Source organism: Erwinia sp. AK-PDG3-5, assembly GCF_056821705.1.
Genome location: NZ_CM165967.1, coordinates 4,128,553 through 4,151,899 on the forward strand (window position 1 = coordinate 4,128,553; position 23,347 = coordinate 4,151,899).

Annotated in this window: 25 protein-coding genes and 2 pseudogenes; 9 read left to right on the forward strand and 18 right to left on the reverse strand. The window is 52.3% G+C overall.

The annotated features are described in order from the left end of the window. Window positions 1-27: 27 nt before the first annotated feature. Together AC1UKS_RS19270 and AC1UKS_RS19275 are read left to right on the forward strand one after the other, a co-directional pair. Window positions 28-1,791 carry a terminase ATPase subunit family protein gene (locus AC1UKS_RS19270; protein ID WP_425033372.1) on the forward strand — a complete coding sequence of 588 codons (1,764 nt, stop codon included), beginning with the start codon at window positions 28-30 and terminating at the stop codon, window positions 1,789-1,791. Next, window positions 1,791-2,825: a phage portal protein gene (locus tag AC1UKS_RS19275; RefSeq protein ID WP_482434881.1), complete on the forward strand. Its 1,035-nt coding sequence runs from the start codon at window positions 1,791-1,793 to the stop codon at window positions 2,823-2,825. The genes AC1UKS_RS19270 and AC1UKS_RS19275 overlap by 1 nt, the downstream gene beginning before the upstream one ends. A 29-nt stretch (window positions 2,826-2,854) precedes the next feature. On the opposite strand, the gene AC1UKS_RS19280 is transcribed toward AC1UKS_RS19275, so the two are convergent. The 10 genes from AC1UKS_RS19280 to AC1UKS_RS19325 all read right to left on the reverse strand — a co-directional run bounded on the left by AC1UKS_RS19280 (window position 2,855) and on the right by AC1UKS_RS19325 (window position 9,246). After that, complete coding sequence (locus tag AC1UKS_RS19280) at window positions 2,855-4,066, reverse strand: hypothetical protein (RefSeq protein WP_482434882.1); 1,212 nt, start codon at window positions 4,064-4,066, stop codon at window positions 2,855-2,857. Between the two features lie 501 nt (window positions 4,067-4,567). Continuing rightward, window positions 4,568-4,756, reverse strand: a complete 189-nt coding sequence (locus AC1UKS_RS19285; protein ID WP_482434883.1) for a hypothetical protein — start codon at window positions 4,754-4,756, stop codon at window positions 4,568-4,570. A 386-nt stretch (window positions 4,757-5,142) separates the two neighbouring features. Then, window positions 5,143-7,155: a replication endonuclease gene (locus AC1UKS_RS19290; protein WP_482434884.1), complete on the reverse strand. Its 2,013-nt coding sequence runs from the start codon at window positions 7,153-7,155 to the stop codon at window positions 5,143-5,145. After that, the gene (locus tag AC1UKS_RS19295; RefSeq protein ID WP_482434886.1) at window positions 7,148-7,456 is read right to left on the reverse strand and encodes a DUF5405 family protein; all 309 of its coding nucleotides are present in this window, start codon (window positions 7,454-7,456) and stop codon (window positions 7,148-7,150) included. The genes AC1UKS_RS19290 and AC1UKS_RS19295 overlap by 8 nt, the downstream gene beginning before the upstream one ends. A 2-nt stretch (window positions 7,457-7,458) precedes the next feature. Further along, complete coding sequence (locus AC1UKS_RS19300; RefSeq protein WP_482434888.1) at window positions 7,459-7,686, reverse strand: TraR/DksA C4-type zinc finger protein; 228 nt, start codon at window positions 7,684-7,686, stop codon at window positions 7,459-7,461. Continuing rightward, the gene (locus AC1UKS_RS19305; RefSeq protein ID WP_482434889.1) at window positions 7,686-7,913 is read right to left on the reverse strand and encodes a DUF2732 family protein; all 228 of its coding nucleotides are present in this window, start codon (window positions 7,911-7,913) and stop codon (window positions 7,686-7,688) included. Before AC1UKS_RS19305 ends, AC1UKS_RS19300 begins: the two co-directional genes overlap by 1 nt. A 67-nt stretch (window positions 7,914-7,980) precedes the next feature. Next, window positions 7,981-8,322, reverse strand: a complete 342-nt coding sequence (locus AC1UKS_RS19310) for a DUF5347 domain-containing protein (protein WP_482434890.1) — start codon at window positions 8,320-8,322, stop codon at window positions 7,981-7,983. Further along, complete coding sequence (locus tag AC1UKS_RS19315; protein ID WP_482434892.1) at window positions 8,286-8,480, reverse strand: phage filamentation protein Fil family protein; 195 nt, start codon at window positions 8,478-8,480, stop codon at window positions 8,286-8,288. Before AC1UKS_RS19315 ends, AC1UKS_RS19310 begins: the two co-directional genes overlap by 37 nt. A gap of 4 nt (window positions 8,481-8,484) precedes the next feature. After that, window positions 8,485-8,994 (reverse strand): phage regulatory CII family protein, encoded by a 510-nt coding sequence (locus AC1UKS_RS19320; protein WP_482434893.1) that lies wholly within the window; start codon window positions 8,992-8,994, stop codon window positions 8,485-8,487. Between the two features lie 30 nt (window positions 8,995-9,024). Beyond that, window positions 9,025-9,246 carry a regulator gene (locus tag AC1UKS_RS19325; protein WP_482434894.1) on the reverse strand — a complete coding sequence of 74 codons (222 nt, stop codon included), beginning with the start codon at window positions 9,244-9,246 and terminating at the stop codon, window positions 9,025-9,027. 110 nt (window positions 9,247-9,356) lie between these two features. On the opposite strand from AC1UKS_RS19325, the gene AC1UKS_RS19330 reads away from it, so the two are divergent. Further along, window positions 9,357-9,944 (forward strand): phage repressor protein CI, encoded by a 588-nt coding sequence (locus tag AC1UKS_RS19330; protein WP_482434895.1) that lies wholly within the window; start codon window positions 9,357-9,359, stop codon window positions 9,942-9,944. A 3-nt stretch (window positions 9,945-9,947) separates the two neighbouring features. After that, window positions 9,948-10,970, forward strand: a complete 1,023-nt coding sequence (locus AC1UKS_RS19335; RefSeq protein ID WP_482434896.1) for a phage integrase — start codon at window positions 9,948-9,950, stop codon at window positions 10,968-10,970. Between the two features lie 194 nt (window positions 10,971-11,164). Here AC1UKS_RS19335 and AC1UKS_RS19340 read toward each other — a convergent pair whose 3' ends face one another. The 4 genes and pseudogenes from AC1UKS_RS19340 to AC1UKS_RS19355 all read right to left on the reverse strand — a co-directional run bounded on the left by AC1UKS_RS19340 (window position 11,165) and on the right by AC1UKS_RS19355 (window position 12,672). Next, the gene (locus AC1UKS_RS19340) at window positions 11,165-11,431 is read right to left on the reverse strand and encodes an ogr/Delta-like zinc finger family protein (protein WP_482437049.1); all 267 of its coding nucleotides are present in this window, start codon (window positions 11,429-11,431) and stop codon (window positions 11,165-11,167) included. Window positions 11,432-11,568: 137 nt separating this feature from the next. Beyond that, a pseudogene (locus AC1UKS_RS19345) lies at window positions 11,569-11,796 on the reverse strand (phage tail protein); the annotation flags it as partial. Window positions 11,797-11,893: 97 nt separating this feature from the next. Then, window positions 11,894-12,211 (reverse strand): DUF1493 family protein, encoded by a 318-nt coding sequence (locus AC1UKS_RS19350; RefSeq protein WP_482434897.1) that lies wholly within the window; start codon window positions 12,209-12,211, stop codon window positions 11,894-11,896. Between the two features lie 5 nt (window positions 12,212-12,216). Beyond that, a pseudogene (locus AC1UKS_RS19355) lies at window positions 12,217-12,672 on the reverse strand (STM2901 family protein). A 423-nt stretch (window positions 12,673-13,095) separates the two neighbouring features. Between AC1UKS_RS19355 and AC1UKS_RS19360 the strand changes: the two are divergent. Continuing rightward, window positions 13,096-13,443: a DUF1493 family protein gene (locus tag AC1UKS_RS19360; RefSeq protein ID WP_482434898.1), complete on the forward strand. Its 348-nt coding sequence runs from the start codon at window positions 13,096-13,098 to the stop codon at window positions 13,441-13,443. A 70-nt stretch (window positions 13,444-13,513) separates the two neighbouring features. Further along, on the forward strand, window positions 13,514-13,939 hold the full coding sequence (locus AC1UKS_RS19365) for a hypothetical protein (RefSeq protein ID WP_482434899.1): 426 nt from the start codon (window positions 13,514-13,516) through the stop codon (window positions 13,937-13,939). 54 nt (window positions 13,940-13,993) lie between these two features. Here AC1UKS_RS19365 and AC1UKS_RS19370 read toward each other — a convergent pair whose 3' ends face one another. The 3 genes from AC1UKS_RS19370 to aspT (AC1UKS_RS19380) all read right to left on the reverse strand — a co-directional run bounded on the left by AC1UKS_RS19370 (window position 13,994) and on the right by aspT (AC1UKS_RS19380) (window position 19,182). Further along, window positions 13,994-15,673, reverse strand: a complete 1,680-nt coding sequence (locus AC1UKS_RS19370; RefSeq protein ID WP_265911442.1) for a bifunctional aspartate transaminase/aspartate 4-decarboxylase — start codon at window positions 15,671-15,673, stop codon at window positions 13,994-13,996. 84 nt (window positions 15,674-15,757) lie between these two features. After that, complete coding sequence (aspT, locus tag AC1UKS_RS19375; protein WP_482434900.1) at window positions 15,758-17,443, reverse strand: aspartate-alanine antiporter; 1,686 nt, start codon at window positions 17,441-17,443, stop codon at window positions 15,758-15,760. 38 nt (window positions 17,444-17,481) lie between these two features. Beyond that, window positions 17,482-19,182: an aspartate-alanine antiporter gene (gene aspT / locus AC1UKS_RS19380; RefSeq protein ID WP_482434901.1), complete on the reverse strand. Its 1,701-nt coding sequence runs from the start codon at window positions 19,180-19,182 to the stop codon at window positions 17,482-17,484. A gap of 347 nt (window positions 19,183-19,529) precedes the next feature. Here aspT (AC1UKS_RS19380) and AC1UKS_RS19385 point away from each other — a divergent pair, with 347 nt between their 5' ends. Genes AC1UKS_RS19385 through AC1UKS_RS19395 form a run of 3 tightly spaced genes read left to right on the forward strand, consistent with a single transcriptional unit; the run spans window position 19,530 to window position 22,098 of the window. Beyond that, a complete protein-coding gene (locus AC1UKS_RS19385; protein WP_482434902.1) occupies window positions 19,530-20,546 on the forward strand; it encodes an ABC transporter substrate-binding protein in 1,017 nt (338 codons plus the stop codon). Between the two features lie 11 nt (window positions 20,547-20,557). Then, the gene (locus AC1UKS_RS19390; RefSeq protein WP_265911446.1) at window positions 20,558-21,322 is read left to right on the forward strand and encodes an ABC transporter permease; all 765 of its coding nucleotides are present in this window, start codon (window positions 20,558-20,560) and stop codon (window positions 21,320-21,322) included. Continuing rightward, window positions 21,319-22,098, forward strand: coding sequence for an ABC transporter ATP-binding protein (locus tag AC1UKS_RS19395; protein WP_106381790.1), 780 nt, complete (start codon window positions 21,319-21,321; stop codon window positions 22,096-22,098). The genes AC1UKS_RS19390 and AC1UKS_RS19395 overlap by 4 nt, the downstream gene beginning before the upstream one ends. A 60-nt stretch (window positions 22,099-22,158) precedes the next feature. Here the strand turns inward: AC1UKS_RS19395 and AC1UKS_RS19400 are convergent, their stop codons facing one another. Further along, window positions 22,159-23,268 carry an AI-2E family transporter gene (locus AC1UKS_RS19400; RefSeq protein WP_482434904.1) on the reverse strand — a complete coding sequence of 370 codons (1,110 nt, stop codon included), beginning with the start codon at window positions 23,266-23,268 and terminating at the stop codon, window positions 22,159-22,161. Window positions 23,269-23,347: the final 79 nt, after the last annotated feature.

The window sequence follows — 23,347 nt, forward strand, 5'->3', positions numbered from 1 at the left end:
ATTTTCGGCACCGGTAGCCTTGCCGGTATGAAAACGACACCGACAACCATCATCAGCGATCCGCGCCGTCAGGCCGCGCTGCTTTACTGGCAGGGTTATTCCGTGCGCCAGATTGCGGAGACGCTCGGACAGAAAACGCCAACCGTGCAGAGCTGGAAGCTGCGCGACGCGTGGGACAACGTTGCGCCCATCAGTCGCGTGGAATCCAGCATGGAGGCCCGGCTGATCCAGCTCATCATGAAAGAGGTAAAGGGGAATGGTGATTACAAAGAGATAGACGCGCTCGGCCGTCAGATTGAGCGCCTTGCCCGCGTTGAGCGCTACCGCAGCAGCGGCAACGAGGCCGACTTAAACCCCAACGTGCGCAACCGCAACAAAGGCGAGCGCCAGCCGGTTGTTAAAAATGAGTTCAGCGAGGAACAGGTAGACAAGCTGACCGGCGTGTTTATGGATAACTGCTTTGAGTATCAGCTCAACTGGCATAAAGCCGGGCTGACTCACCGCATCCGCAATATCCTGAAGTCGCGCCAGATTGGCGCAACGTTCTACTTTGCCCGCGAGGCGCTGATCGATGCGCTGACCACCGGCCGTAATCAGATTTTTCTTTCAGCCAGCAAAGCGCAGGCGCACGTCTTTAAAAACTACATCATCGACTTCGCCCGCCAGGCTGACGTTGACCTGAAAGGCGATCCCATCGTGCTGCCGAACGGGGCGCGCCTGATATTTCTCGGCACGAACGTGCGTACCGCGCAGAGCTACACCGGCAACCTCTATCTGGATGAATATTTCTGGATCCCGAAATTCCAGGAGCTGCGCAAAGTCGCCAGCGGCATGTCGCTGCACAAGAAATGGCGCACCACCTACTTTTCCACGCCGTCGGCCCTGTCACACAGCGCTTATCCGTTCTGGTCAGGCGAGCTGTTTAACAAGGGGCGTCGCAGCAAAGATGATCGCATCGAGATTGACCTGTCGCATTCTCACCTGGCGAAAGGCGCGCTGTGCGGTGACGGGCAGTGGCGGCAGATTGTCACGGTTGAGGATGCGCTTACCGGCGGCTGCAACCTGTTCGACATTGACCAGCTGCAGCTTGAATACAGCCCGGCGGAATATCAGAACCTGCTGATGTGTGAGTTTGTGGACGATGAGGCGAGCGTGTTCCCGTTCGCTGAGCTGCAAAGCTGCATGATCGACAGCCTGGAAGAGTGGGAAGACTTTAACCCGTACCTGCCGCGCCCGTTTGCATACCGGCCGGTCTGGATTGGCTATGACCCGTCGCATACCGGCGACAGCGCAGGCTGTGCGGTTATCGCGCCGCCGCTCGTTGCGGGCGGAAAGTTCCGCGTACTGGAGCGTCACCAGTGGCGGGGCATGGACTTTGCCGCGCAGGCGAAATCTATCGAGGACTTAACGAAAAAATACACCGTGGAATATATCGGCGTTGATGCGACCGGCATCGGCCAGGGTGTTTACCAGCTGGTACGCCAGTTTTATCCGGCCGCGCGTGAAATCAAATACTCGCCGGAAGTGAAAACAACAATGGTACTGAAGGCAAAAGACACGATCAGCAGCGGGCGCCTTGAGTATGACGCCGGGGCGACGGATATCACGCAGTCGTTTATGGCTATCCGCAAAACCATGACGGCCAGCGGCAACCGCTCAACCTATGAGGCGAGCCGCAGCGAAGAAGCCAGCCATGCTGACGTCGCCTGGGCAATCATGCACGCCCTGTTAAACGAACCGCTTACCGCTGCCAGCGGCGGCGCTAACCCCTCTATTCTGGAATTTTACTGATGAGCAAACGCAGAGGCCGCAAGGCTCACACCGCCACCGCGCAGCCTGTACAGGCAACCGCACCGCAGCAGCACGCCGAGGCGTTTACCTTTGGCGATCCGACGCCGGTCATGGATAAGCACGACATTCTGGATTACGCCGAGTGCATCGGTAACGGGCGCTGGTTTGAGCCGCCGGTCAGCTTTAGCGGGCTGGCTAAGAGCCTGCGCTCGGCCGTGCATCACAGCTCGCCGATTTACGTGAAGCGCAATATTCTGGCCTCGACCTTTATCCCACACCCGATGATGAGTCAGCAGGAGTTCAGCAAGTTTGCGCTTGATTACCTGGTCTTCGGCAATGCCTTTGCCGAGCTGCGCCGCAATGGCCTGGGTAAGCCGCTGCGCCTTGAAACCACACCGGCCAAATTTACCCGCAGAGGCGTGAAGGATGGCGTTTACTGGTTTGTGAATGACTGGAAAGAACCGCATGAATTTTCGGCCGACAGCGTGTTTCACCTGCTGGAGCCGGATATCAATCAGGAGCTGTACGGCCTGCCGGAATACCTTAGCGCGCTAAATTCCGCATGGCTGAATGAGGCGGCGACACTATTCCGCCGCAAGTACTATCAGAACGGCGCGCACGCCGGTTACATTCTCTACATGACCGACGCGGCGCAGAGCAGCAGCGACGTTGACCGGATGCGCCAGGCGATGCGCGACACGAAAGGGATCGGCAACTTCCGCAACCTGTTTATGTACGCGCCGAACGGTAAACCGGATGGCATTAAGATCCTGCCGCTCAGTGAAGTGGCGACAAAAGACGATTTCTTTAACATCAAGAAGGCCAGCCGCGACGACCTGTTAAGCGCGCACCGCGTGCCGCCGCAGATGATGGGGATTATCCCGGACAACTCCGGCGGATTCGGCGACGCGGTGAAAGCTGCACAGGTTTTTGTTCGCAATGAGCTGACGCCACTGCAAGAGCGAATGAAGGAAATCAATTACTGGATTGGTCAGCCCGTAATATCATTCAAAAATTACACGTTAGAGGTCTAGATAGAGGCACCTGTATCGGCAGGTGCTTTTCACATTGGAAGTGACGAATCAACATCTTGGATATTAAATGTCTCATTATCATATGCGCAGGTAAATCTATCCTCTAATTGGTCCCAGAATAATGGAGGGTGATTGCGCGATAGCTTAATAAAGTTAATGAGCGCATGCATGTCTAACACATGCACTTTACAACCTGTCGCTTCGTAGATTTTACGCACTTTTTGATTAGGCTCACCATCTTCGACAAGTGAAAGCTCAGGGATAATAATTATGATGTGTTTATTATGCCCTGCATTAATCTCTACTTCCCTCTCGCAATCAACGAGCTTAATCCCAAGCGAGCATTTTTTTGCTACGCCTGTTATCTGCCCCAGAGCCTCTTTAAGTAATCGGTTAGTTGTACTTTTACTCCTGCTGAATGAAACCAACTTCCCTCTCTCTACAACCCCCGAGCTTTTAGATTCAATCAACAAAACATTGAGGTCATCAATGGCTAAAACATCCGTCAATTCTCTTTTTTTATTTCCATGTATTATAAGTGGAGATTGGATTACATCCCCCCTAAAAAGACTGACCAGAGAACGTGCAATCATCTCCTCCTGTACATACCCTTCGCTGCCATCCTTACCTTCTGATAAATCATAATACATACTGGGAAGGTGGTTATCGTATACAGACATCGGATAAGACTTTAATTCATTTATTTCCATCATCTGACTTACAACTTTAGTAGGCCACTTTTTATCGCAAATGTAATTTTTAACCAATTCTGAATAAAAAGAGTCTGCTAATATATTTAGTAAAGCAAAAGAGGCTGGAGGTCTAAATCCATTTAAAAGCCATGCTTTAACTTCACGAATAATTTCAACATCAAGCGAAACAACGCCATAAGCGACGCTATGATTTAGGTCATTGAAGAAAGTAATGCTTATCCTAATGAAGTTTTCATTTATAAGATGAATTAACCCGGGTGATTCAATCTCATCTTTAATCGGCCTAACAAAAATTAATGGAACATCATCTGTATCTTTTACGGACATTCCTAAGGACATATAATTGTTATCACCTGAAGTCATTGCAAAGTGAATGATTGTAGGGGCACCCAATAAAATTGATTTAATAGCCATCGTAGGCAGTTTGACAATAATTCCAATAGTTAGACTGGTTCGGTCATAGTCTAACCAAAGCCCAACATTTTCAGATGCAAGCCGACTTGCAATGATTGAATTCGGAACGAACATAATCACTCCATACTGTGTTAGGTCCAATGCTCATGTGCATCATTTGTACAAAATAACCCCCTCCTGTGCAAGCAATCAGCAAAGGCTCTCAAATCGATTTTAAGGGCTTAACTACTTTGATTGACGCGTGATGGCGCCGATACCCTATCGCCCGTCTCGGTGCAGCACGCGGCGCCTACGCATACATGTTTGTACACCTCGCGCGCAATGCTATCCCCGCCACGCCTGCCCGCTTCGTGCACCGTTTTTTATGCACCTGCATGACCAATAAAAACGGCACCCTGCCTGGTGCCGTCATGTTTTTTTTGCTATGAATTTTTCATGCGGATCCATGCAGCTACTGCATGCATTGTCTTTCTCTGAATTTTTTATAAGTTTTAAGAGCTAATCCCAGCTCTATCACATCACAAACCAGCCCCTACGAGGAATGTTTCAACATAGGAACCTTTAGATTCAAATGGTACTTTTTTTTAATATCCACGCAGCCACCTAAAAGGATTCTCAATTTGCAGGTACGGTCGAAAAAATGACCGAAAAATTTTGGTTACTTAAAGTGCAATCGCTTGCGATTTCAGCAATTAAAGCCAGGGCTATTTCCCTGTCACGCTCCATACAAACCCCTTCCGTGGTTAGTCTTGCGATAAGCTCAACCCGCTCAATCATTACTCGTTCTTGTAAATCATCTGCCATTTCTTCCCTCCGAACCAAAAACACTGTACATAAACACAGTATAATTTTTCTATTGATTTGTGAATTGTTTTTTTACTAAATGAGGGGAGAAATCAGCCCCATATTATCCACTAAAAATCTTGAGGACCAACAGGTTATGAGGAAAGCGTGCATTGAACTTATCGGGCAAACTAAAGTTGCATGCCTCGTTGCAGGTGAACGCGCGACGGGGAGATGCTTATACATGGTCGTGGTTTCCAGGGACATGACTATAGAGCCAACCACCGCGCAGTGGGCAAACGCCCTTCGAATGTGTGAGAGTAAAGCTGCCGAACTCAAATATGATGTCGCACGAGTGCTGGGACGCAAACTTGCCGGGGAGTGATTTGAATTTTGAGCGAGAAAAGTTACTGCTTCCACAGATCATCTTCCTGTAGACGCCCACTCCGGTAAAAAAGACGCATTTTAGAACCAGCGTCCAAACTACACCCGCTTACCAGTAGCCTGATTTCTTCCTCACTACCCTCAAAACCCCTGGCTTTAAGTTCTAACTTTAACCGTCGGCGCTGCGGCCCCGTACAGTTATTGACAGAACTCCAAGGGGCGGCAGAGCCGCTATGAAAAGCAGCCTCCGCTGGCGCATCGGCCAGTTTGGCGACCTTTTCCCACTTAACCAAACGCGTGAGAACTTCAGAACCAGCAATGAAAGGCGAGTAAATACCATTAACGCGCTGGACGTCTTCAGCATATTCATTCCCCATTTCGGTGATTTCGTAGCAAAGGCGGATCACTAAATCATCACGACTAACCAGCGGGCCACCCTGCGCCATGGTGTAAGAGGCCCAGCAGCTTGCAACAGAAGCTGACGCAAGCACGGCATCCATTTTACTGTCTGGCAGGCTGGCATCTTTAAGGCGACGCAGTTCACGCCATACCGTGACAGGCGCACCGCCGATTTGCTGAAACTGACGGATAGACCAGCGCGATGCCCAGGCCGAAACAGCTTTCGCCATTTCGCGCATATTTGCCCCAGTTTCATCGTCTTTTTCGCCGTCCATAGCGTAGCCGTCAATGTTCTTGGAAATGTACTTAGCGATGTAGCCGGTAGCGCTGCCCTTAGTCGGGTCGATAGCTTCGGCATGAAAACGTGCCTTGCGTGATTCCGGCGTGTTCATCTCGTGCGCATCTTCAGCACGAGCATATCGGGCCATAATGTCATACACGCGTTGTTTGTGCTCAGGCTCCATAAACAGCAGCATGTGCCAGTGCGGTGTACCGTCGTGATGCGGTTCGACCACACGAAAACCAAACAGGTGAATGCCTTCGCGGGAAAGCGCGGCGCGGATTTTTGACCAGACCTTGCAGAGATAACGCTGCGTATCTTTCGGGCTTGAGCCGTTCCACTGAGAGATAAAACCGCCTTGGCTGTAAACCGCATGGTATTTAGAAGGTGCGGTCAACGTATAGAACTCGCCCACGCAGCCGGTTTCGTTGGCAACGTCTTCAAAACCACGCATACGGGTCATTAACTCACGTCGGCGTATCGCCGGGTTAGCCACGCTGCGATTAACCATTTCATCAAGCGCAATGCGATCCCCTGCCTCATTAATCAAATCGAAGCGCTTAAAGAAATCCCGGTTGCGTTTCTTCTGTTCCATCCATTCGGCCAGCGTGCTGCGTGACACGTAAGGCGAGGCAGATTTCTGCACCTGCCCTACTGCTATTGCCATGTGCTCACGCTGCAAGTCACGCATCTTTTTGAGGCGACCGCGCCACCATTCCGGCGCCATCATACGTAGCAGGCCGGACTGACCTTTACGCAGGGTAAGCACGCCGTTACCCGCCTGGAATTCAGACCAGTAAGGCGGAACAGTACCGGTAAGCGCCGTCAGTTCAGCAATATAACGGTAAGCGTTCAGGGTAATGTATTCTTCATCAGCGTCATCGGGCAGGGCTACAGCCGTGGTAAAGTCAGCCACGCTTTGTGTCATGAACGTGCCGACTTTATAAGCCAAATCGCGGATGTCCTGACGTGCCAGCATGGGCAGGCGTTGTAGCTGCTTAATAAACGGCAGCTCGAAGGTGGCGGATTCAGAAAGCTTGTAACGGTTTTGAACCAGTTGCAGGCGTGGCAATACATTCTTGCCGATAGTCTGGCGTAAAAATGTATTGGCCCGGCGGCGACCCTGTTTTTCATTTCCCAGTAATTTGGCGTAACGCTTGCCAAAATAACCGGCCAGAAAATCCGGCATGTCGTGCAGGTACTGGCTTCTCCAGTTATGGTCTGCGGCATCCTTATGCCACAGTTTTAGCTCGGTCAGGGTGATGTCTTTCGGTGCGCCAGGTGCAAAAAATTCACGCCGCATGTGGTTAACGGCGTGATATTCACCCTGTATCGGATTCAGCGCGGTATCAGTCATGTGTTGCTTCTAACTCTGCAAGCGCCAGTTCCGTCAACTCTGCCAGCCTGCGGGTTTCTGCAACATAGCTGCTGATGGTTTTCATGCCCCTGCGCAGCACTTCCTGCCCGATAGCGTCAGAGACCAAATCACGGGTAAGGATCACCGGATCTGAATAGAGAGCCATGATGTTAAAGACCTGTTTGCGGATACCATCCCTTTCACGCCAGGTTAGTTTTTGTAAAGCAAGAAGCCGGGGTTTACCCGGCAGTTTTGGTTGATGCACTGAAACGGCGTAACGGCCATCAATAATCGTTTCCATACTTAAACCGCCCCGCCTTTTTGATACTGCGCGTAACGTTCGGTCATTTCCTGACAGGCAACACAGCGGGTTACTCCCTGGATGGCACGACGGCGAGCTTCAGGGATGGGCGCGTCGCAATCCTGACAAAAAGAGGCACTGACCGTAATCAGGCGGTGAGTCACCTGAGCAATGTTGCGCGCGAGCATTTCTTCGGTGCGAAGCTGTACCAAATCCATTGAGTCAGCCATTAGTGCAGCTCCATTGATTCGTTGTCGTAGCGTTCGGCTTCACGGCGGATCAGGTCGGCAGCTTCAATGCCGCTTAAGCCCTGCTGATGAATATGAACCGCCAGTTCTATAAGTCGGCCAGAAACAGCCATTGCGCGGTCTTTACGCTCTTCAATACGGGCTTTATTCAGCAAGGCGGTCATCGCCTCTACATCACTGTCGAATTTATGGGTTTCAATATTTCTCATTTTACTTTTCCTGATTAAGGGCGAAAGAATGCCCGACGGGTTGACGTCATTTACTGAAGAGGCTTATTTAATTGGTGAGAGTTAATCTTTTAGGAAATAAACTCACAACTGCACGAAAATGATTCATGGCACGAATAAGCGCATTTCTTTCATCAGTGGTCAGCTCACTAAAATCAAGCTCATGGCGGTCAGTTTTAATGTTCGCCAGATAAAAGATTGCGCTTAACGCCCGTTTGTTTTCCTGATAATTGCTATCCCTGATATCACGCATATCATCCATAAAGCGCGAAATGTCTTTTTCGCTATTTTCTCCCCAAAATCTGGATCGCAATTCAGCTACGTGATTCAGGCCAGCAGTCCTAGCGCCTGTGTTTATTGCAACCAATGCGGAGTCAGCTTCAATAGCCATGCCTTACCTCTCTTTCTAACTTGTTCATTAACGGCAGATTGCTTTTCACTCAGCACCGGATGCCAGCGTTTACCGTCTTCCCCCATGATCCAGCCGTGACCGTATGATGCCGACGGGCTTCGACGTTTGAGTAGGGAAGCCATTGAGATTGTCGTCATATAATCAACTCAGTCCGATTGAGGCACCAAGACCGCTGATTGCATCAACGGTGTTTGCCAAAGCAGGGTTTGAATGTACCCGGGCGTGAACGCTTAGACCGATCAAAGACAGGCAGCGAATACCAGCGTTAATATTTTCCATGAATGCACTCTTACCCGATGCAGTCATTTTTTGTCCTGAAACAGCAGCAGCGGCCACCTTCCCTATTTCCGATGTTGCCTGCAAAACGTAATGTGTCATGCGCTCGGCTTTAGCCTCATTAAAAGGGACTGCCGGCATACATTTCATTTGTGCCAGCAGTCCGTCTATCAACGTAGCGTCTTCGGTCATATCGGTAATTGCAGCTATTTCCATTGCGGTTAGCTGATGCACCTGGTCAGGATTCAGTTTGTTACGCAAAGTCTGATGATTCATCCCCAGCTTATCGGCCAGTTGGCGGATGTTGTGGCGGCTGGCAAAGGTCTGACAGGCATTATCGAAGTGCGGTTGTATGGAAACCTGATAATCAAACATGATTCGTCCCTATCTAACACTTAGGATGAATTACGCATTAAGCGAAATATTACTTTCGCCTAATGCTTCGATAGTAAGTGCCGCCATGTTGACTTCAACACGAGCACGAGGCTTGTTACCTTTGCCACGAATTGGTAAACGGCCATCGCGAATCATGTCGCGTGCTGTACCTAATGCAATGCCGGTGAGGGTGCAATAGGTTTCAAGTGGCAGGTATGGGGTTGGGATCGTGATTGTAATGTTTGGACGCATAAGGCAAACTCCCGTATTCGGTTGAATGCAGCAACATTCAACAATATTCGATAATATCTAGTGAACAAAACGGAGGTTAACTCGATTAAATCGAGTTTGCAAGCCTAACTATGCAACTAAAACGAAATGCAAAGCTGCCTACTGATAGCGCGGGTGTACTGGATCGTGTTTGTGAGGCATATGGATTTACCACCTCTGGCCAACTGGCTGACCACTTGGAGATGGCCTCTAGTAGCATGTCTGCGAGGCGAACGCGTGGCGTGTTCCCTGCTGATATAGTTGTTCAGTGCTCTTTGGAAACTGGTGCAACACTTGAATGGCTTGCAACCGGCGAAAACAAAACTGAAAAAACAACAAAACTAGACTTAGTCGAATTTAAAAGAAAAAAACTTGTTGATGGGCAGCTTTATGATCTTGGGTTGACCTCCTTAGACAAAGCATTTTTCCGCGAAGGGCTGCACCTCCCCTCTACTCCGATTTGCATACAGTGTGATAAAGCCCAGTACATTGTTGAGCAAAGTTTTCCCGAAGTGTATGACGGCGAATGGCTGATAAACGTAGAAGGTAAAATCAGTATCAGAAACCTTGTTCGCATTCCAATTAACAAAGTACGCGTTAGCGGTGGTGAGATTTCTTTTGATTGTGCACTGAAAGACATCGAAGTTATTGGTCGCGTGATTATGACAATTACCAACTAAATCATGTCCATTCGAAAGCAAACAGATGGAAAATGGCTTCTTGATTTTTATCCTGAAGGAAAGCCAAAAGGTAGACCCAGTAAGCGCATTCGTAAGACCTTCTCCACGAAAGGGGAGGCTCTGGCATATCAAAATCATGTCGTGGAAAACCTTCACGTCAAACCGTGGCTTGAAGGAAAAGAAGATCGCCGGAAACTAAAAGATTTGGTCAATCAGTGGTTCGACGAGCATGGCATTACTCTTGATGATGGTGAAAGACGTAAAGGTGCGATGGAATTTGCTTGTAGCAGTATGGGTGAGCCTTTAGCGCATGAATTCACTGCCACGCTGTTTTCGGTCTATCGAAAAAAACGTTTATCAGGCGAACTATCGCGTACTACCAGAGTTGAGAAGGTTTCGCCGCGGACGGTTAACCTTGAGTTAGCCTATTTTAGAGCGGTCTTCAATGAACTGAAGCGGTTGGGCCACTGGAAAGGTGATAATCCTTTAGAGCAGATGCGACCTTTCAAATCTGAAGAAAGTGAACTGATTTATCTGGAAGCCGATGCGATTAAAAGGCTTCTTGAAGAATGTCTAAACAGCCGTAATCCCAGTGCATACCACGTGGCGAGGGTTTGCCTTGCTACTGGCGCACGTTGGAACGAAGCTGAGAGTTTGACGAAACAACAGGTTTCAAATAAACGAATTTCATTCTTTAAAACGAAAGGTAATCGCAACCGTACCGTTCCTATTAGCCAAGCACTTTACGATTCACTGCCGATCCCAAAACTTAACGGACCGCTTTTTTCGTCTTGCTATTCGGCATTCCGAAAAGCTGTGCATCGCGCTGATTTGTTACTACCAGACGGACAACTTTCGCATGTTTTACGTCATACTTTCGCCAGTCATTTCATGATGAATGGCGGGAACATTTTGGTATTACAGCGAATACTTGGACATACTGATATCAAAATGACAATGCGTTATTCGCACTTTGCCCCTGACCATCTTGAAGAAGCGATCAGAATGAACCCCCTTGAGAATTAAGCCCCCTTTTTGTCCCCCCAGAACTCAAAGGCTCAACAATATTCAATAACATTCAACACTTAAGTTATTGATATACATCGTAAGCTATTGTTTTATATGGTTGGGTCACGGTTCTCATAATCGCTTGGTCGCTGGTTCAAGTCCAGCTGGGGCCACCGAATTTTCCCTGTTAAATCAGGATATTAAGCCACCTTTTAGAAGGTGGCTTTTTTGTTTCTGGTAGTCGGTGTCGCAAAAGTGCCGCATGCCTTTATTCCTTCAGAATTCAGATACAAAAAAACCGCTTTCGCGGGCCTGTTAGTGAAGCAATGATGGCTGTCTTTCGTCATGCGTAAAATTGGCACCTTGTTAGTTGGGCCTGGCGAGACGATCATCCCTACAATGCTTTCATGGGTTTTAAAAGCGCAGCTGCAATTAATGTTCTGGCATTGATGATATGGGCGACCGGCAGAGCCGCAAATCCATCCCCCAGCATGGGTTTCAGACTCTTACGCTCAGCAATCTGCGTTATCACACTGCCGAGGGTAGTGTCGTAATAGGAAACCTCCCGGCGGGAATTCAGCGTACCGCGAAAATCCAAGCTGCGCGCCCGGATAACCTGGTCTGCAATCACCTGCAAAGATGCAGCCAATGTGCCTTTCTTACTGGCCTTGCCGATGGCAGAAAGTACGTTAATTAACAAAAACGGCGTGTTTACCGGGAACGCGATCGCATCCGCATCCTCGGCGGTACAGACCAGCCCGAGGATGGCGGTGGAGATGATGGAGATGGTACGCGTGCCGTCGTTGATTTCGACAACCCGGAGACCGTGATGATAATCAGACATCTGATGCACTCCGTGAATTGGGTGTGCTCAGATTGCCCGTGCAGGCGGTTGCGGTTTGTTGAAAGACTAACGGACAGAGAATATGCCCTGACGCCAGTCACCCGAACAGCCAGCGTCCCGCATTAGCAGACTCAATAAACATCGCCAGGGTAAGTGCCTTTTTGCCCTGATTAACCGGCTTGCGGGAAAAAAACGAAGGGGAGTTCCAGGGAAAATATGAGGTAAGATTAAAACCCGCAGATTGCACATTGAACACCCGCAAGAATTTCTGAGACATTTCTGCTATATCATCGGCTTCATACAGTTCCTGCAAAATATCATCATCATTGATTTCGATTTTCTTTAGCAGGAACGTAGTAACCAATGGCAGTTCACGCCGGATAAATTCCCTTACCTCTGTTGCGTTATCAGCCATATTACTCACCAGATTTTATCCTGTGGGTGCACAAGAAGATTATAACGATGGACTGTGCGGAAACTGATTTGGGCAACATCTTTGCCCAGAATAATCCATCACACGACGGGCACAGCTCTGCCCACAAATGCGCCCAGGTTGTTAACCCAGAAAATTTTCAACCCGCGAAGGGTCAGGGATTTTGCCGTCAGGGTTGGCAGGATGCGCCGCTGAAATTTATAGGACAGATGTTTGCGAAAAAACAGTGAGGCCACAGAAGTACCGGGGGTTGCCGTGATGGGTTTACCCGGCACGGCAACACTGTTGTTACCAAGTATCAGCGCCGAGACGGCGACAATATCTTGTACACCTAACTGTTTTTCCGTCTCCTCAATCAGAACCCAAAACGGCAACTCCTGCGGCGTCAGGTTCGATAACCCATTGAAATAGTATGTTCCATTCAATTCTTCTGTTGTATCCATAGCGTAAGATTTCATTCCATGATTGGTTAACAGAATTTGAGTGTAGCACTCACTTAAGGTGCTGTTAACCTGCCAGAAAGGCGGCCAATTAAATCGGAGTTTCAGGCCTGTAGTGGCCAACAATAACTGGCCATCACTCTAGAGTTTTTCCAGTATCGATTTTCCGATTCGTTGGGTGGCAACCCGCCGTTATAATCATGCAGCCCAAACAATTTTGCTTAACGCATAACTCCGCTAAGTTACGTCGTCGCACGCCAGGCTAAATATGCCAACCCGCGCACACTTCACAAAATTCCCGCCTCAAAACCCCTACCCACATACCCCACACGGTTATAGGATTGCCACTCCATCAGACAGGAGTCGAGGAGTTGCCATGGACACACTCAACAACCCCCGCCCCCCCTCGCTGTTCCCAGGCCCAAAATGAACAGCACTGACGCTCAGTTATTAGCCTGGTATCAGGAAAGATGGAATAAGCCCCTGTTCCTCTCCTTCAAGCGCCCCACTCTTACCCTGGAGACCAGCCTTTCTACAGGTGATTACCCATGGTGCTGGGAGGATGGGGAAGACATCCTTGTTGAATACTTCGAAAAATTCCATGTCGATAAGGGCAATTTCACATTCATCAAATACTGGCCGAATGGAGGGGTATTTATGCCTCTGAATTTTCTGCGTTCAAAGGACAAAAAGTGGAAGTGGACTGAACCGGAACCACTTACCTTAAAAATGCTGGCTGAATCGGCCAAGGCCGGTCGTTGGCTGTATGACTAAATGGAAAAAAGAAGGTTATGGCTAATCACATCAATCTGCGCCTAACCTTCAGTACTTCAAGGAATAGATTATGTCACTCAGCACGGTTATTAAATGGACCCACCGAATTCTGACGCTTCTCCTGTTGTTATTAGTCCTCTGCTATTTCGCCTATCAGCGCGCAATGGGCCCGCCTTATGACGATGCATTGCTATCAGCGAAACAGATTGGCCCGGACACCTGGCTTTATATAACGGAATATCAGGGCGGTGCGACGGTGTCAGATGTCTACCGTTACTACCTTTCAGCAGAATTAAAAACCGATCCGCTAAAAGCACTCGGCCATATTGCGCCCTTCCTGACGGCGGATACCGCGGATGCCAAGATCAACAAATGGGGAAACCGGGTCAGCATCAACCTGAGCGGCAAGGTCTACCAGTTCACCAGCTCGGTCTTTTACACCTCAGACGGCATTGCGATCTCCCCATCAATCGATTTCACCTCCCACACCCCATAAAAATAAAAAGGCAGCCCCAAACGGAGCTGCCAGCATCACCTTACCCCTAAACCACTATGACTTTTTCTTAGCCTTAGCCTTAGGTTTCGGGGTTGCGCCGGTCGCCTTCACCGTTTTTACTGCTTTTGCGGCAGGCGTCGGGACGTCGGCATGGGTCGCTTCGACAAACTTCTCATAATATTCCAGAGACAGCCTGCGGATGGCTTTACCGATATTGGCGTAGTCATACTCATTCAGGTTAGCCAGCGACACGCGCCATGATGGGTGAGGTGTGCCGAACCCGCGGCCCGGTAGCAGGATCACGCCGGTTTCTTCCGCCAGGCGGAACAGCGCCTGATTCGGCTTCAACTGACCCAGCATCCATTTCACAAACTCGGCACCGTACATCTGCTCGGCCAGCTCTTCCAGATCCAGCAGATGGTAGTAACGTACCGAGTTGGTGTCATACGGCATCGGCAGGCCCAGCTCGCGATACAGCGCCTCTTTCCTGCGCAGCACGATGCGTTTCATTTCGGCTTTGTAAGCGCCCGGTTCGTCCATCAGGCAGAAAATTGAGAACAGCGTCATCTGCGCTTGTACCGGCGTCGACAGCCCGGCGGTATGGTTTAACGCCACCGTGCGACTGTCGGCGACCAGACGATCGATAAACTTCAGGCTGCGCGGATCGGTGGTGATCGAGCTGTAGCGCTTGTCGAGCTGCTTACTTTTGGCTTCCGGTAACCGGGCAATCGCCGCGTCGATAATATTGTCTTCGTGGGTCGCCACAACCCCCATGCGCCAGCCGGTGGCACCGAAGTATTTCGAGAAGGAGTACACCAGGATGGTGTTATACGGGCAGATGGCAAACAGCGAGACAAAGTTATCGGCGAAGGTGGCGTACACGTCATCGGTAAGAATGATCAGGTCAGGCCGCTTCTTCACGATCTCGGCGATATATTGCAGCGTCTCCTCATCGATTTTCACCGACGGCGGATTGCTCGGGTTTACCAGGAAGAACGCCTTCACTTTCGGGTCCAGCAGCTTATCCAGCTCTTCGTGGGTGTACTGCCATTTATTGGATTGCGGCGCGTCAATGTGGATGGTTTTGAGGTTGTAATCGCTAAGCTCGGGGATCTCGATGTACGGGGTGAAGATCGGCATACCGAGCGCGATGGTGTCGCCCTCATTGATCACATGGTTGGCCTTCAGGCTGGCAAACAGATAGGTCATCGCCGCCGTGCCGCCTTCCAGCGCATACATATCGAACTTACCGACAAACGGATAGGTGCCGATCATTTCGGTGTGGATGTACTTGCCGATAATCTCTTCGCTCATCTTGAGCATGCGATCCGGCACCGGGTAGTTACAGCCCAAAATGGCCTCACACATTTCATAAATGAAATCGCCGGCATTCAGGCCCATCTGGTCGCGAATATACGACACGGCCGATTCGATAAAACGCACGCCGGGGACACTTTCATGCTGCTTGGCAAACAGTTCAAACCGCGCCTCGATGCCTTCACGCTTCGGAAAGCCGCCGACATGATCCATATACATGTAGGAGCGTTCGGCTTCGGTCATTGCAAATAAACCAAACTGGAAAAAACCATGGCGTGGGGTGGTAGCCAGAAAATTGGGGTTCCCACGGCCAGCGTTCAACATCAACTGGTTACTTTGAACCGCCCGCTGCATCAGCGCATCTTTCAGTTCAAAAGGGCTCAACAGCGCGAGCTTTTCCGGGTCGCTAAAATTCATGTCACTACTCCTTGAAGCATCATTGACAAAGCAAATTGCCATTCCGGGATCGCCCGGGCAGGCTACCTGTAAGACGACATCTCGTTAAACCAGTGCAACCACCAGCGGCCCCAGTAAGGTCAGGAACACGTTGGCCAGCGCGTAAGTAATGGCGAACGGCACCGTTGGCACGGTGTTTTCGGCTTTATCCAGCACCTCACCAAACGCCGGGTTCGCGCTGCGGGTGCCGCTAAGCGCCCCCGCGAAAATGGCAGTGTTGTTGTAGCGCAGCACATAGCGGCCAAACAGCATGGTCAGCACTAACGGCAGGATGGTCACCACTACACCAATCAACAGCAGCTTCAGCCCCTGGCTTTCGACGGTTTGCACCGCCTGGAGGCCGGAAGAGATCCCGACCACCACCACGAACGCCGCCAGACCCAGATCTTTCAGGATCTGCACCGCGCCCGACGGCATATAGCCGAAGGACTGCCGTCGGGAGCGGAACCAGCCAAACAGCAGGCCGGAGAGCAACGCCCCGCCACCACTGCCCAACGTCAGCGGAATCGAGCCGATTCTGGCGGTCAGTAATCCCACCAGCAGCCCCACCACCAGGCCTGCGCCCATATAAACGAAGTCCGTTTTGGCGCTCGGCACAATCGCATGACCAATCAGGTCCACCACGCGTTTGACGTCCTGTTCCGCGCCAAATACGGTGACCACATCGCCCAGCATCAGCACCGTTTCCGGCTCCAGCGCCAGCGCTTTGCCCTGGCGGGTAATCTGCGAGACATATATCCCATGACGCACGTCCTGCGCGGCGGCAGCACGGATATCGCCAAAGGTGCGGTTTTCAAGTTTCTTGCTGGTGATCACCACTTCACGCCGTTGCATGGTCAGTTCCATGCCCTCCTCGGCGTGCAGCTCTTTGCCGAGGCTTGGGGCGATGGTGACCACGGCGGTACGTTTGCCGACCACCAGCACAATATCCCCGCCCAGCAACTGCAGGTCCGGCGTCGGCTCCATCACCTGTTTTTCCCGCTTCACCCGTTCGATGGTGATCGGTAAATCTGACCCATTTTCCAGGGCGGAAATCGTGGTGGCGGTATTTGGTGGCAACTGGAAAATCCTGCCAACCAGATCGGGCGCGGCGGCTTCCTGCCCCGGTCCGTACACCTGCACGCCGGACTGGATGGCGCTTTCGGCCTTTAACGCATCCTCTTTGATGCTGCGACCCATAAATTTCGGCAGCAAATTCACACAGACCAGAATGGCGCCGAAGGATCCGAAGACGTAGGTGACCGCGTAGCCAATCGCCACGTTGCCCTGTAAGCGCTGAACCTCATCGGCCCCCAGCCCCAGCTTGGTGATGGCGTCACCGGCGGTACCGATAATCGCTGACTGGGTTAATGCCCCCGCCGCGACGCCAGCCGCCAGCCCCTTATCCAGATCGAAGCCTTTGGCTAACACCACCACCGTCAGCAGCCCGGTAATCGCCAGCACCGCCGCCAGAATGATCTCCTTAATCGACTGCTTGCCTAAGGATCGGAAGAAATCGGGACCGCTCTCGTACCCCACCGCATAAATAAACAGGGCAAACATCACCGATTTCACCCCCGCATCGATCTCCACGCCGACCTGGCTGACCAGCACGGCAACCAGCAGCGACCCCGCCACCCCGCCCAGCTGGAACTTGCCAAATTTGATCTTGCCGAGGTAATACCCGGCCGCAATCGACAGAAACAGCGCAATTTCGGGAGACTTTTGGAACAACTCATGCAACCAGTTCATATGCCTACCTCAGTTACCAAAATGAAGAGTCCTGACAGCTAAACAGGCTGGAGAGAACTGGCCAGCCCGACAATTAACGGCCCCATCAGGGGCAGCACGACATTGGAAATTGCGTAAGTGATGGTGTAACCCAGCAGCGGCGTGGAATTTCCGCAGGCACTCTGGATGGCACTCAGTGCAGGCGTGCTGCACTGTTGCCCGGCAATGGCCCCGAGCAACACCGGGGCGCTGAGTTTGAGCCAAAAGTGTCCAACCAGAAGGGAAAGAGACGCCGGGATCACCGCGATGGCAATGCCCAGCAGCGGCAAGCTAAAGCCATATTGCATAATCAGCGCCAGCGCCTGCGGGCCGGATGACAGGCCAACCCCGGCAATAAATCCCGCCAGCCCGAGGTCTTTCATCAGCGCCAGCGCATCGGCATTTACCGTATGCAGATCGGCACGACGGGCGTGATACCAGCCCAGCACCAGGCCGACCACCAACACGCCGCCGCCGGTTCCGGCTGAAAACGGAATGCCGCCAAGGTTGAGGGTAAAGCTGCCCAGCAAGGTGCCCAGAGCAATCGCCAGCCCGGCAATGCCGAGGTTGCTGGCGAGCTTGTCGGGCATCCTTTTGCCGATATGGCTGAGCTGGGCGCCCGAGCTGCGACCGCCGCCTGGCGTGGTGTCGTAAATCTGCAGGATGTCATGAAGCTGTAAGTGGGTTGCGGGTAAGGCTGGCATAATCGCATCGCCGCGCTGAATGGCGGCCACATGCAGGCCCGCAGGCAAGGTCACTTCGCGTAAGGGCCGGTTGGCCATCGCCGGTGCCAGCAGCACCACATGGTAGGTTTCCAGCGCAGCGGCAATCGAGGTGGTATCCGGCATTTCCTGGCCCAGCATCGCGGCGGTCTCAATCAGCGATCCGCGATAGCCCACCAGCAGCACGCGATCGCCGCGGCGCAGCTTCAGCTCCGGGGTCAGCCCCAGCAGTCGACCATGGCGCTGCACCCGCACGATGCTGCTTTGCTGGCCTAACCGTTGCTGGATCGCCGCCACGGTATACCCGGCGCCGGCATCCACCCGATAACCGCGTCCGACGATGGTCGGTGCCGCAGACTGTCCGTCGGTTTCGACCCGCCCGCCCATTTCCAGCCACAGTTTGTCCGCCTCCTCGCGCAGGTTAACGCGCAGGAACAACGGAAAGAGCTGGCTGGTGACGATGACGATGGTGATCAGCCCGCAGATATAGGTGATGGAGTAGGCGGTCACCACGTTGCCCTGCAGGCGGAGTATGTCGCTGGCAGGTAAATCCAGGCGGGAAATGGCGTCGGTGGCGGTGCCCACTACGGCAGATTCAGTCGCGGCGCCGGCCATCATCCCCGCCGCAGTGCCCGGATCCAGATGCATCACCGCCGTGGCGGTCAGCACCAGCGCCAGCACCGCCACCACCTCAATCAGGCAGAACAGACCCAGGCGGATACCTTTGGCATTCAGATTGGCGAAGAATTGCGGGCCACCGCTGTAGCCCAACGCAAAGATAAACATCATAAAGAAGATGTTTTTGATGCCGGTATCGACGGGAATGTTCAGTTGGCCAATCAGCAACGCGGCAATCAGCGTGCCGCAGACGCCACCCAGCTGGATCGGCCCAAGGCGGATCTGCCCGATGGCATAGCCACATGTCAGGGCCAGAAAAATAGCCAGTCCGGGAACAGACTGTAACGCCTGAGTGATAAATTCAAACATAGTCCCAGACATGCAACATCCCTGGTCATTGAGTGGATACTGCTGGAGAGAGAAGAAATTCACTCTCTGAGATGCCCGTAAGTCAAATTCACCGACGAGTTGGTTAAAAATATAGCAGGCGATTCACCGTTTGGTAGCAAACGCCGTATTGCTAACAGAACCTGTGATACTGCTAGCAGTAATGGGGCATATTCTCCACATTGGTGCATCATTCGCACCATTCGCATGGTTCCCCGCCGTGTAAGCCGCTGCTCAAGCCTGCCCTGCCTGCCTTGACTGATCTGGCATAACTCCTGCATTGGTTAATAACGAACTTGTATACAAGCCCGCATACTGGGCCACATTGGGAGTCATCAGCCATGAGCAGCAAAGACAAACAGACTATCGATGCGATGCGTCGCCAGATTATGAAGTATTCGGCACTGACTTTAGGCGGCGTTGCACTCAGTGGCATGTTGGGGAGCCTGCCTGCAATGGCGGCAGACGAAGAGATCCTGATTGGCTACTGGCCGATTGTCGGCGGTCTGCCTTTATATGTCGGGATTGAGAAAGGCTTCTTTAAACAGGCAGGCCTGAATGTGCGCGCGGTGAAATTTGCCAGTACGCAACAGGTGGTTGAGGGGATGATCACCGGGCGCATTCATGGCTGTGCCAACGGCACGGCAACCGGCGCACTGGGACTGGGCGCGCTGACCAGCCCGGATCTGTTCAAAATTATCTGCTCCAATCCGTCCAATGAAAAAATGGTGCTGGATGAGTTCCTGGTACCAATGAACAGCACCGTGACATCCATCGGTGACCTGAAAGGCAAACGCATCGCCTGCGGACCCGGCATCCAGAACGTCACCATGGCGAAAATCATCCTGGAAAAGAATGGCTTCACCGAAACCAACGTGATCGAACTGCCGATTGGCCAGCATGTCCCTTCATTAGCGGCGGGCCAGATCGACGGCGTCTATACCCTGGAGCCCACCGGCACAGTGGCGCGGATGAAAGGCCTGGGCAAAGTGCTGGAAACCGGCGTGATTGCCAAATACGTGCTGGGCGATGCCAACGCACCGTGGTTTGGTGGCGCAGCGGCGCTGACCAGCAGCTTTATCAATGCCGATAAGGCCCGCTCGAAACAGTTTGTCGAGGCCTATGCCCAAGCGGTGAAATACATTCAGCAAAACCCGGACGACGCGCGTCAGTATGTCGCCGGCTACACCGGTATCGAAGCGGCGCTGGTGAAGGAAGTGCCGCTGCCGGGCTTTGTGATGTATGACCAGCTCACCGGCGAGAATCAGCAATGGTTCCAGAAATTCTATGACGTCTTTACCGAACGGAAAATTTTCAGCAAGCCACTTCAGGTTGCCCCGCTGATCTACAAAGCATAAGGAGCTGCAAGATGAGGTCATCATGGCGTTATAAGCTTCTGCCGCTGGTTGGGCCGCTGCTGCTGTTTCTGCTGTGGCAGACGGCCGTCAGCGCCAAATGGTTGAACCCGGTATTACTGCCCTCACCGGGTGAAACCGTCGGCTACCTGTTCAGCAAGCTGGCCGACGGCAGTATGAATCAGGATATCGGTGCCACCCTGTATCGCACGCTGATGGCCTTTTTCGTCTCGGCGGTGATTGGTGTGCCGCTGGGCGTGATGCTCGGCAGCAGCGAACGCCTGTATCGCAGCGTGGAGTTCCTGGTCGATTTCTTCCGCTCCACGCCCTCTTCGGCCTTGATCCCGCTGTTTATGCTGATCTTCGGCATCACCGACACCAATAAAATCGCCATTGCGGCCTTTGCAGCGGTGCTGGTGATCCTGTTTAACAGTGCGTACGGCGTAATGAATGCCAAAAAGACCCGCATCATGGCGGCGCAGGTGATGGGCGTTTCGCGCTGGCATGTGTTCAAAGACATCATGCTGATGGAAAGCCTGCCGCAAACCTTTGTCGGCCTGCGCACCGGCGTGTCGATGGCGCTGGTGATCGTGATCGTTGCCGAAATGTTTATTGGCTCGGAAACCGGCCTGGGCCATCGCATTATCGATGCGCAACAGCTGTTCAATATTAAAGACATGTACGCGTCGATCCTGATTACCGGCGCCTTTGGTTATCTGCTGAATCTGGGCTTTCTGCTGATTGAAAAGCGCTGCGTACACTGGAGTGGCAAAGCATGAACCATCCTCCCTACCCTAAACCCAATACCCACGTCACGATCCGCGGGCTGGATAAAACCTTCGCCGGGCAACCGCTTTATCAGGACCTGAATCTCGACTTCCCGCGTGGCAAAATTGTGTCGATATTCGGCCCCAACGGCTGCGGAAAATCGACGCTGATGAATATGATTGCCGGCCTGATCCCGGTCGATCGCGGGCAAATTCTGTTTGATGGTAAAACGCTGGCAGAAACCACCATCGGCTATGTGTTCCAGAACTATCGCGATGCGTTGTTTCCGTGGCTGACCGCCTGGAACAACATTGCCTATCCGCTGAAACGCCGGGGAATGAAGGCCGGTGCGGTGAAAAAGCGCGTAGCCGAGCTGTCGGAAATGTTTGATATCCGCTTCGATCTGCAGCGCTATCCCTACGAGCTGTCGGGCGGCCAGCAGCAGACGGTGTGCATCATGCGCGCGCTGGCGACCGAGCCGGAAGTGATGTTTCTTGACGAGCCGTTCTCGGCGCTCGATTTTGAAATGACGCTGTTTATCCGCGATAAGTTGCAGCAGGTACAACAAGCAACCGGCGTGACGATGTTGATTGTCTCGCACGATCTGGAGGATGCGGTGTTTCTGGCGGATGAAATCTTACTGCTGACGCGGCGTCCGACGCGGGTGGCGGAAATCGTGCCGTTTGAATTACCGCGTCCGCGCACCGCCGAAATCATGAGTCATCCGGAATTTATTCGCGTCAAAGCGCATACGCTGGAGGTGTTTAAGCGTGAAATGGCGGGGTAGTCTCATAAAGCAAAAAGCAGCGCCGGAGCGCTGCTTTTTTTATTTCACCCAGCCGGCCAATCAGGCTTCCGGCGGGGCTTTCCCTTCTTCAATAAATTCTTCATCGATCTCATCGCTGTTTTCGCGGTTATCGCGCCCGGAAAGCAGGTTCCAGCAGGCAATAAACATCGCGGCAATCAGCGGACCGATGACAAAGCCGTTGATACCGTAGATTTCCATCCCGCCGAGGGTGGCGATCAGGATCAGGTAATCCGGCATCTTGGTGTCTTTGCCGACCAGCAGCGGGCGAAGAATGTTATCCACCAGACCAATCACCACCACAAAGAAGCCGACGATAAACAGCCCTTTCCACAACACGCCCGAGGCGAAGAAGAAGATCGCCGCAGGCACCCAGACAATCGCCGACCCCACCGCCGGGATCAGGGACAGGAAGGCAATCAATGCGCCCCACAGCAGGATGCCATCAATGCCGGTGATCCAGAATGCCAGCGCACCCAGCGCGCCCTGAACCACCGCCACCACTACCGTGCCTTTGACCGTCGCACGGGAAACCGCCGCGAACTTCATAAACAGGTGATGCTTCACGTAGCTGGACAGCGGCAACGCTGCGAGGATCAGATTGACCAGATAAGCGCCGTCTTTCAGCAGGAAGAACAGCAGATACAGCATGATGCCGAAACCAACGGTGAAACCGAAGGTGCTTTTACCGATCAGGAATACGCTGCCCGCCAGATACTGCCCGCCCTGCATCGCCACCTGCGAGAGCTTCTGCTGGATTTGCGCGGCGGTATCCAACTGGTGTTCGGTCAGGAAGCTTCTGGCCCATCCCGGCAAATGCTGCATGACGTCCGCGATGATGGTCGGCAGCTGCAAATTGTTGCCCTGCAGCTTGGTGTAAACCACATTGAACTCAATCGCCATCGACGAAACAAGAATGGCCAACGGGGTGAAAACGATTAAGCAGATCACCACCAGCGTGGCAAAGGTGGCCAATCCATTACGGTCACCCATCATCTGGCGGAGTTTTGTTTTCATTGGGTGGAAGATCACTGCGAGGATCGCAGCCCACAATACCGAAGAGTAGTACGGCCCCAGTACATCAAGAAAAGCCACTGTTACGATAAAAAGGATCAGGATGAAAAATCCTTTTGCCAGGCCGTTAAATCTCATGTCAGTCCCTCTAATGCGCAATTTTGCTCCCGAAGCATAGAACGCAATTTCGCATTTGCAACAAAAGACTGACGCTCAT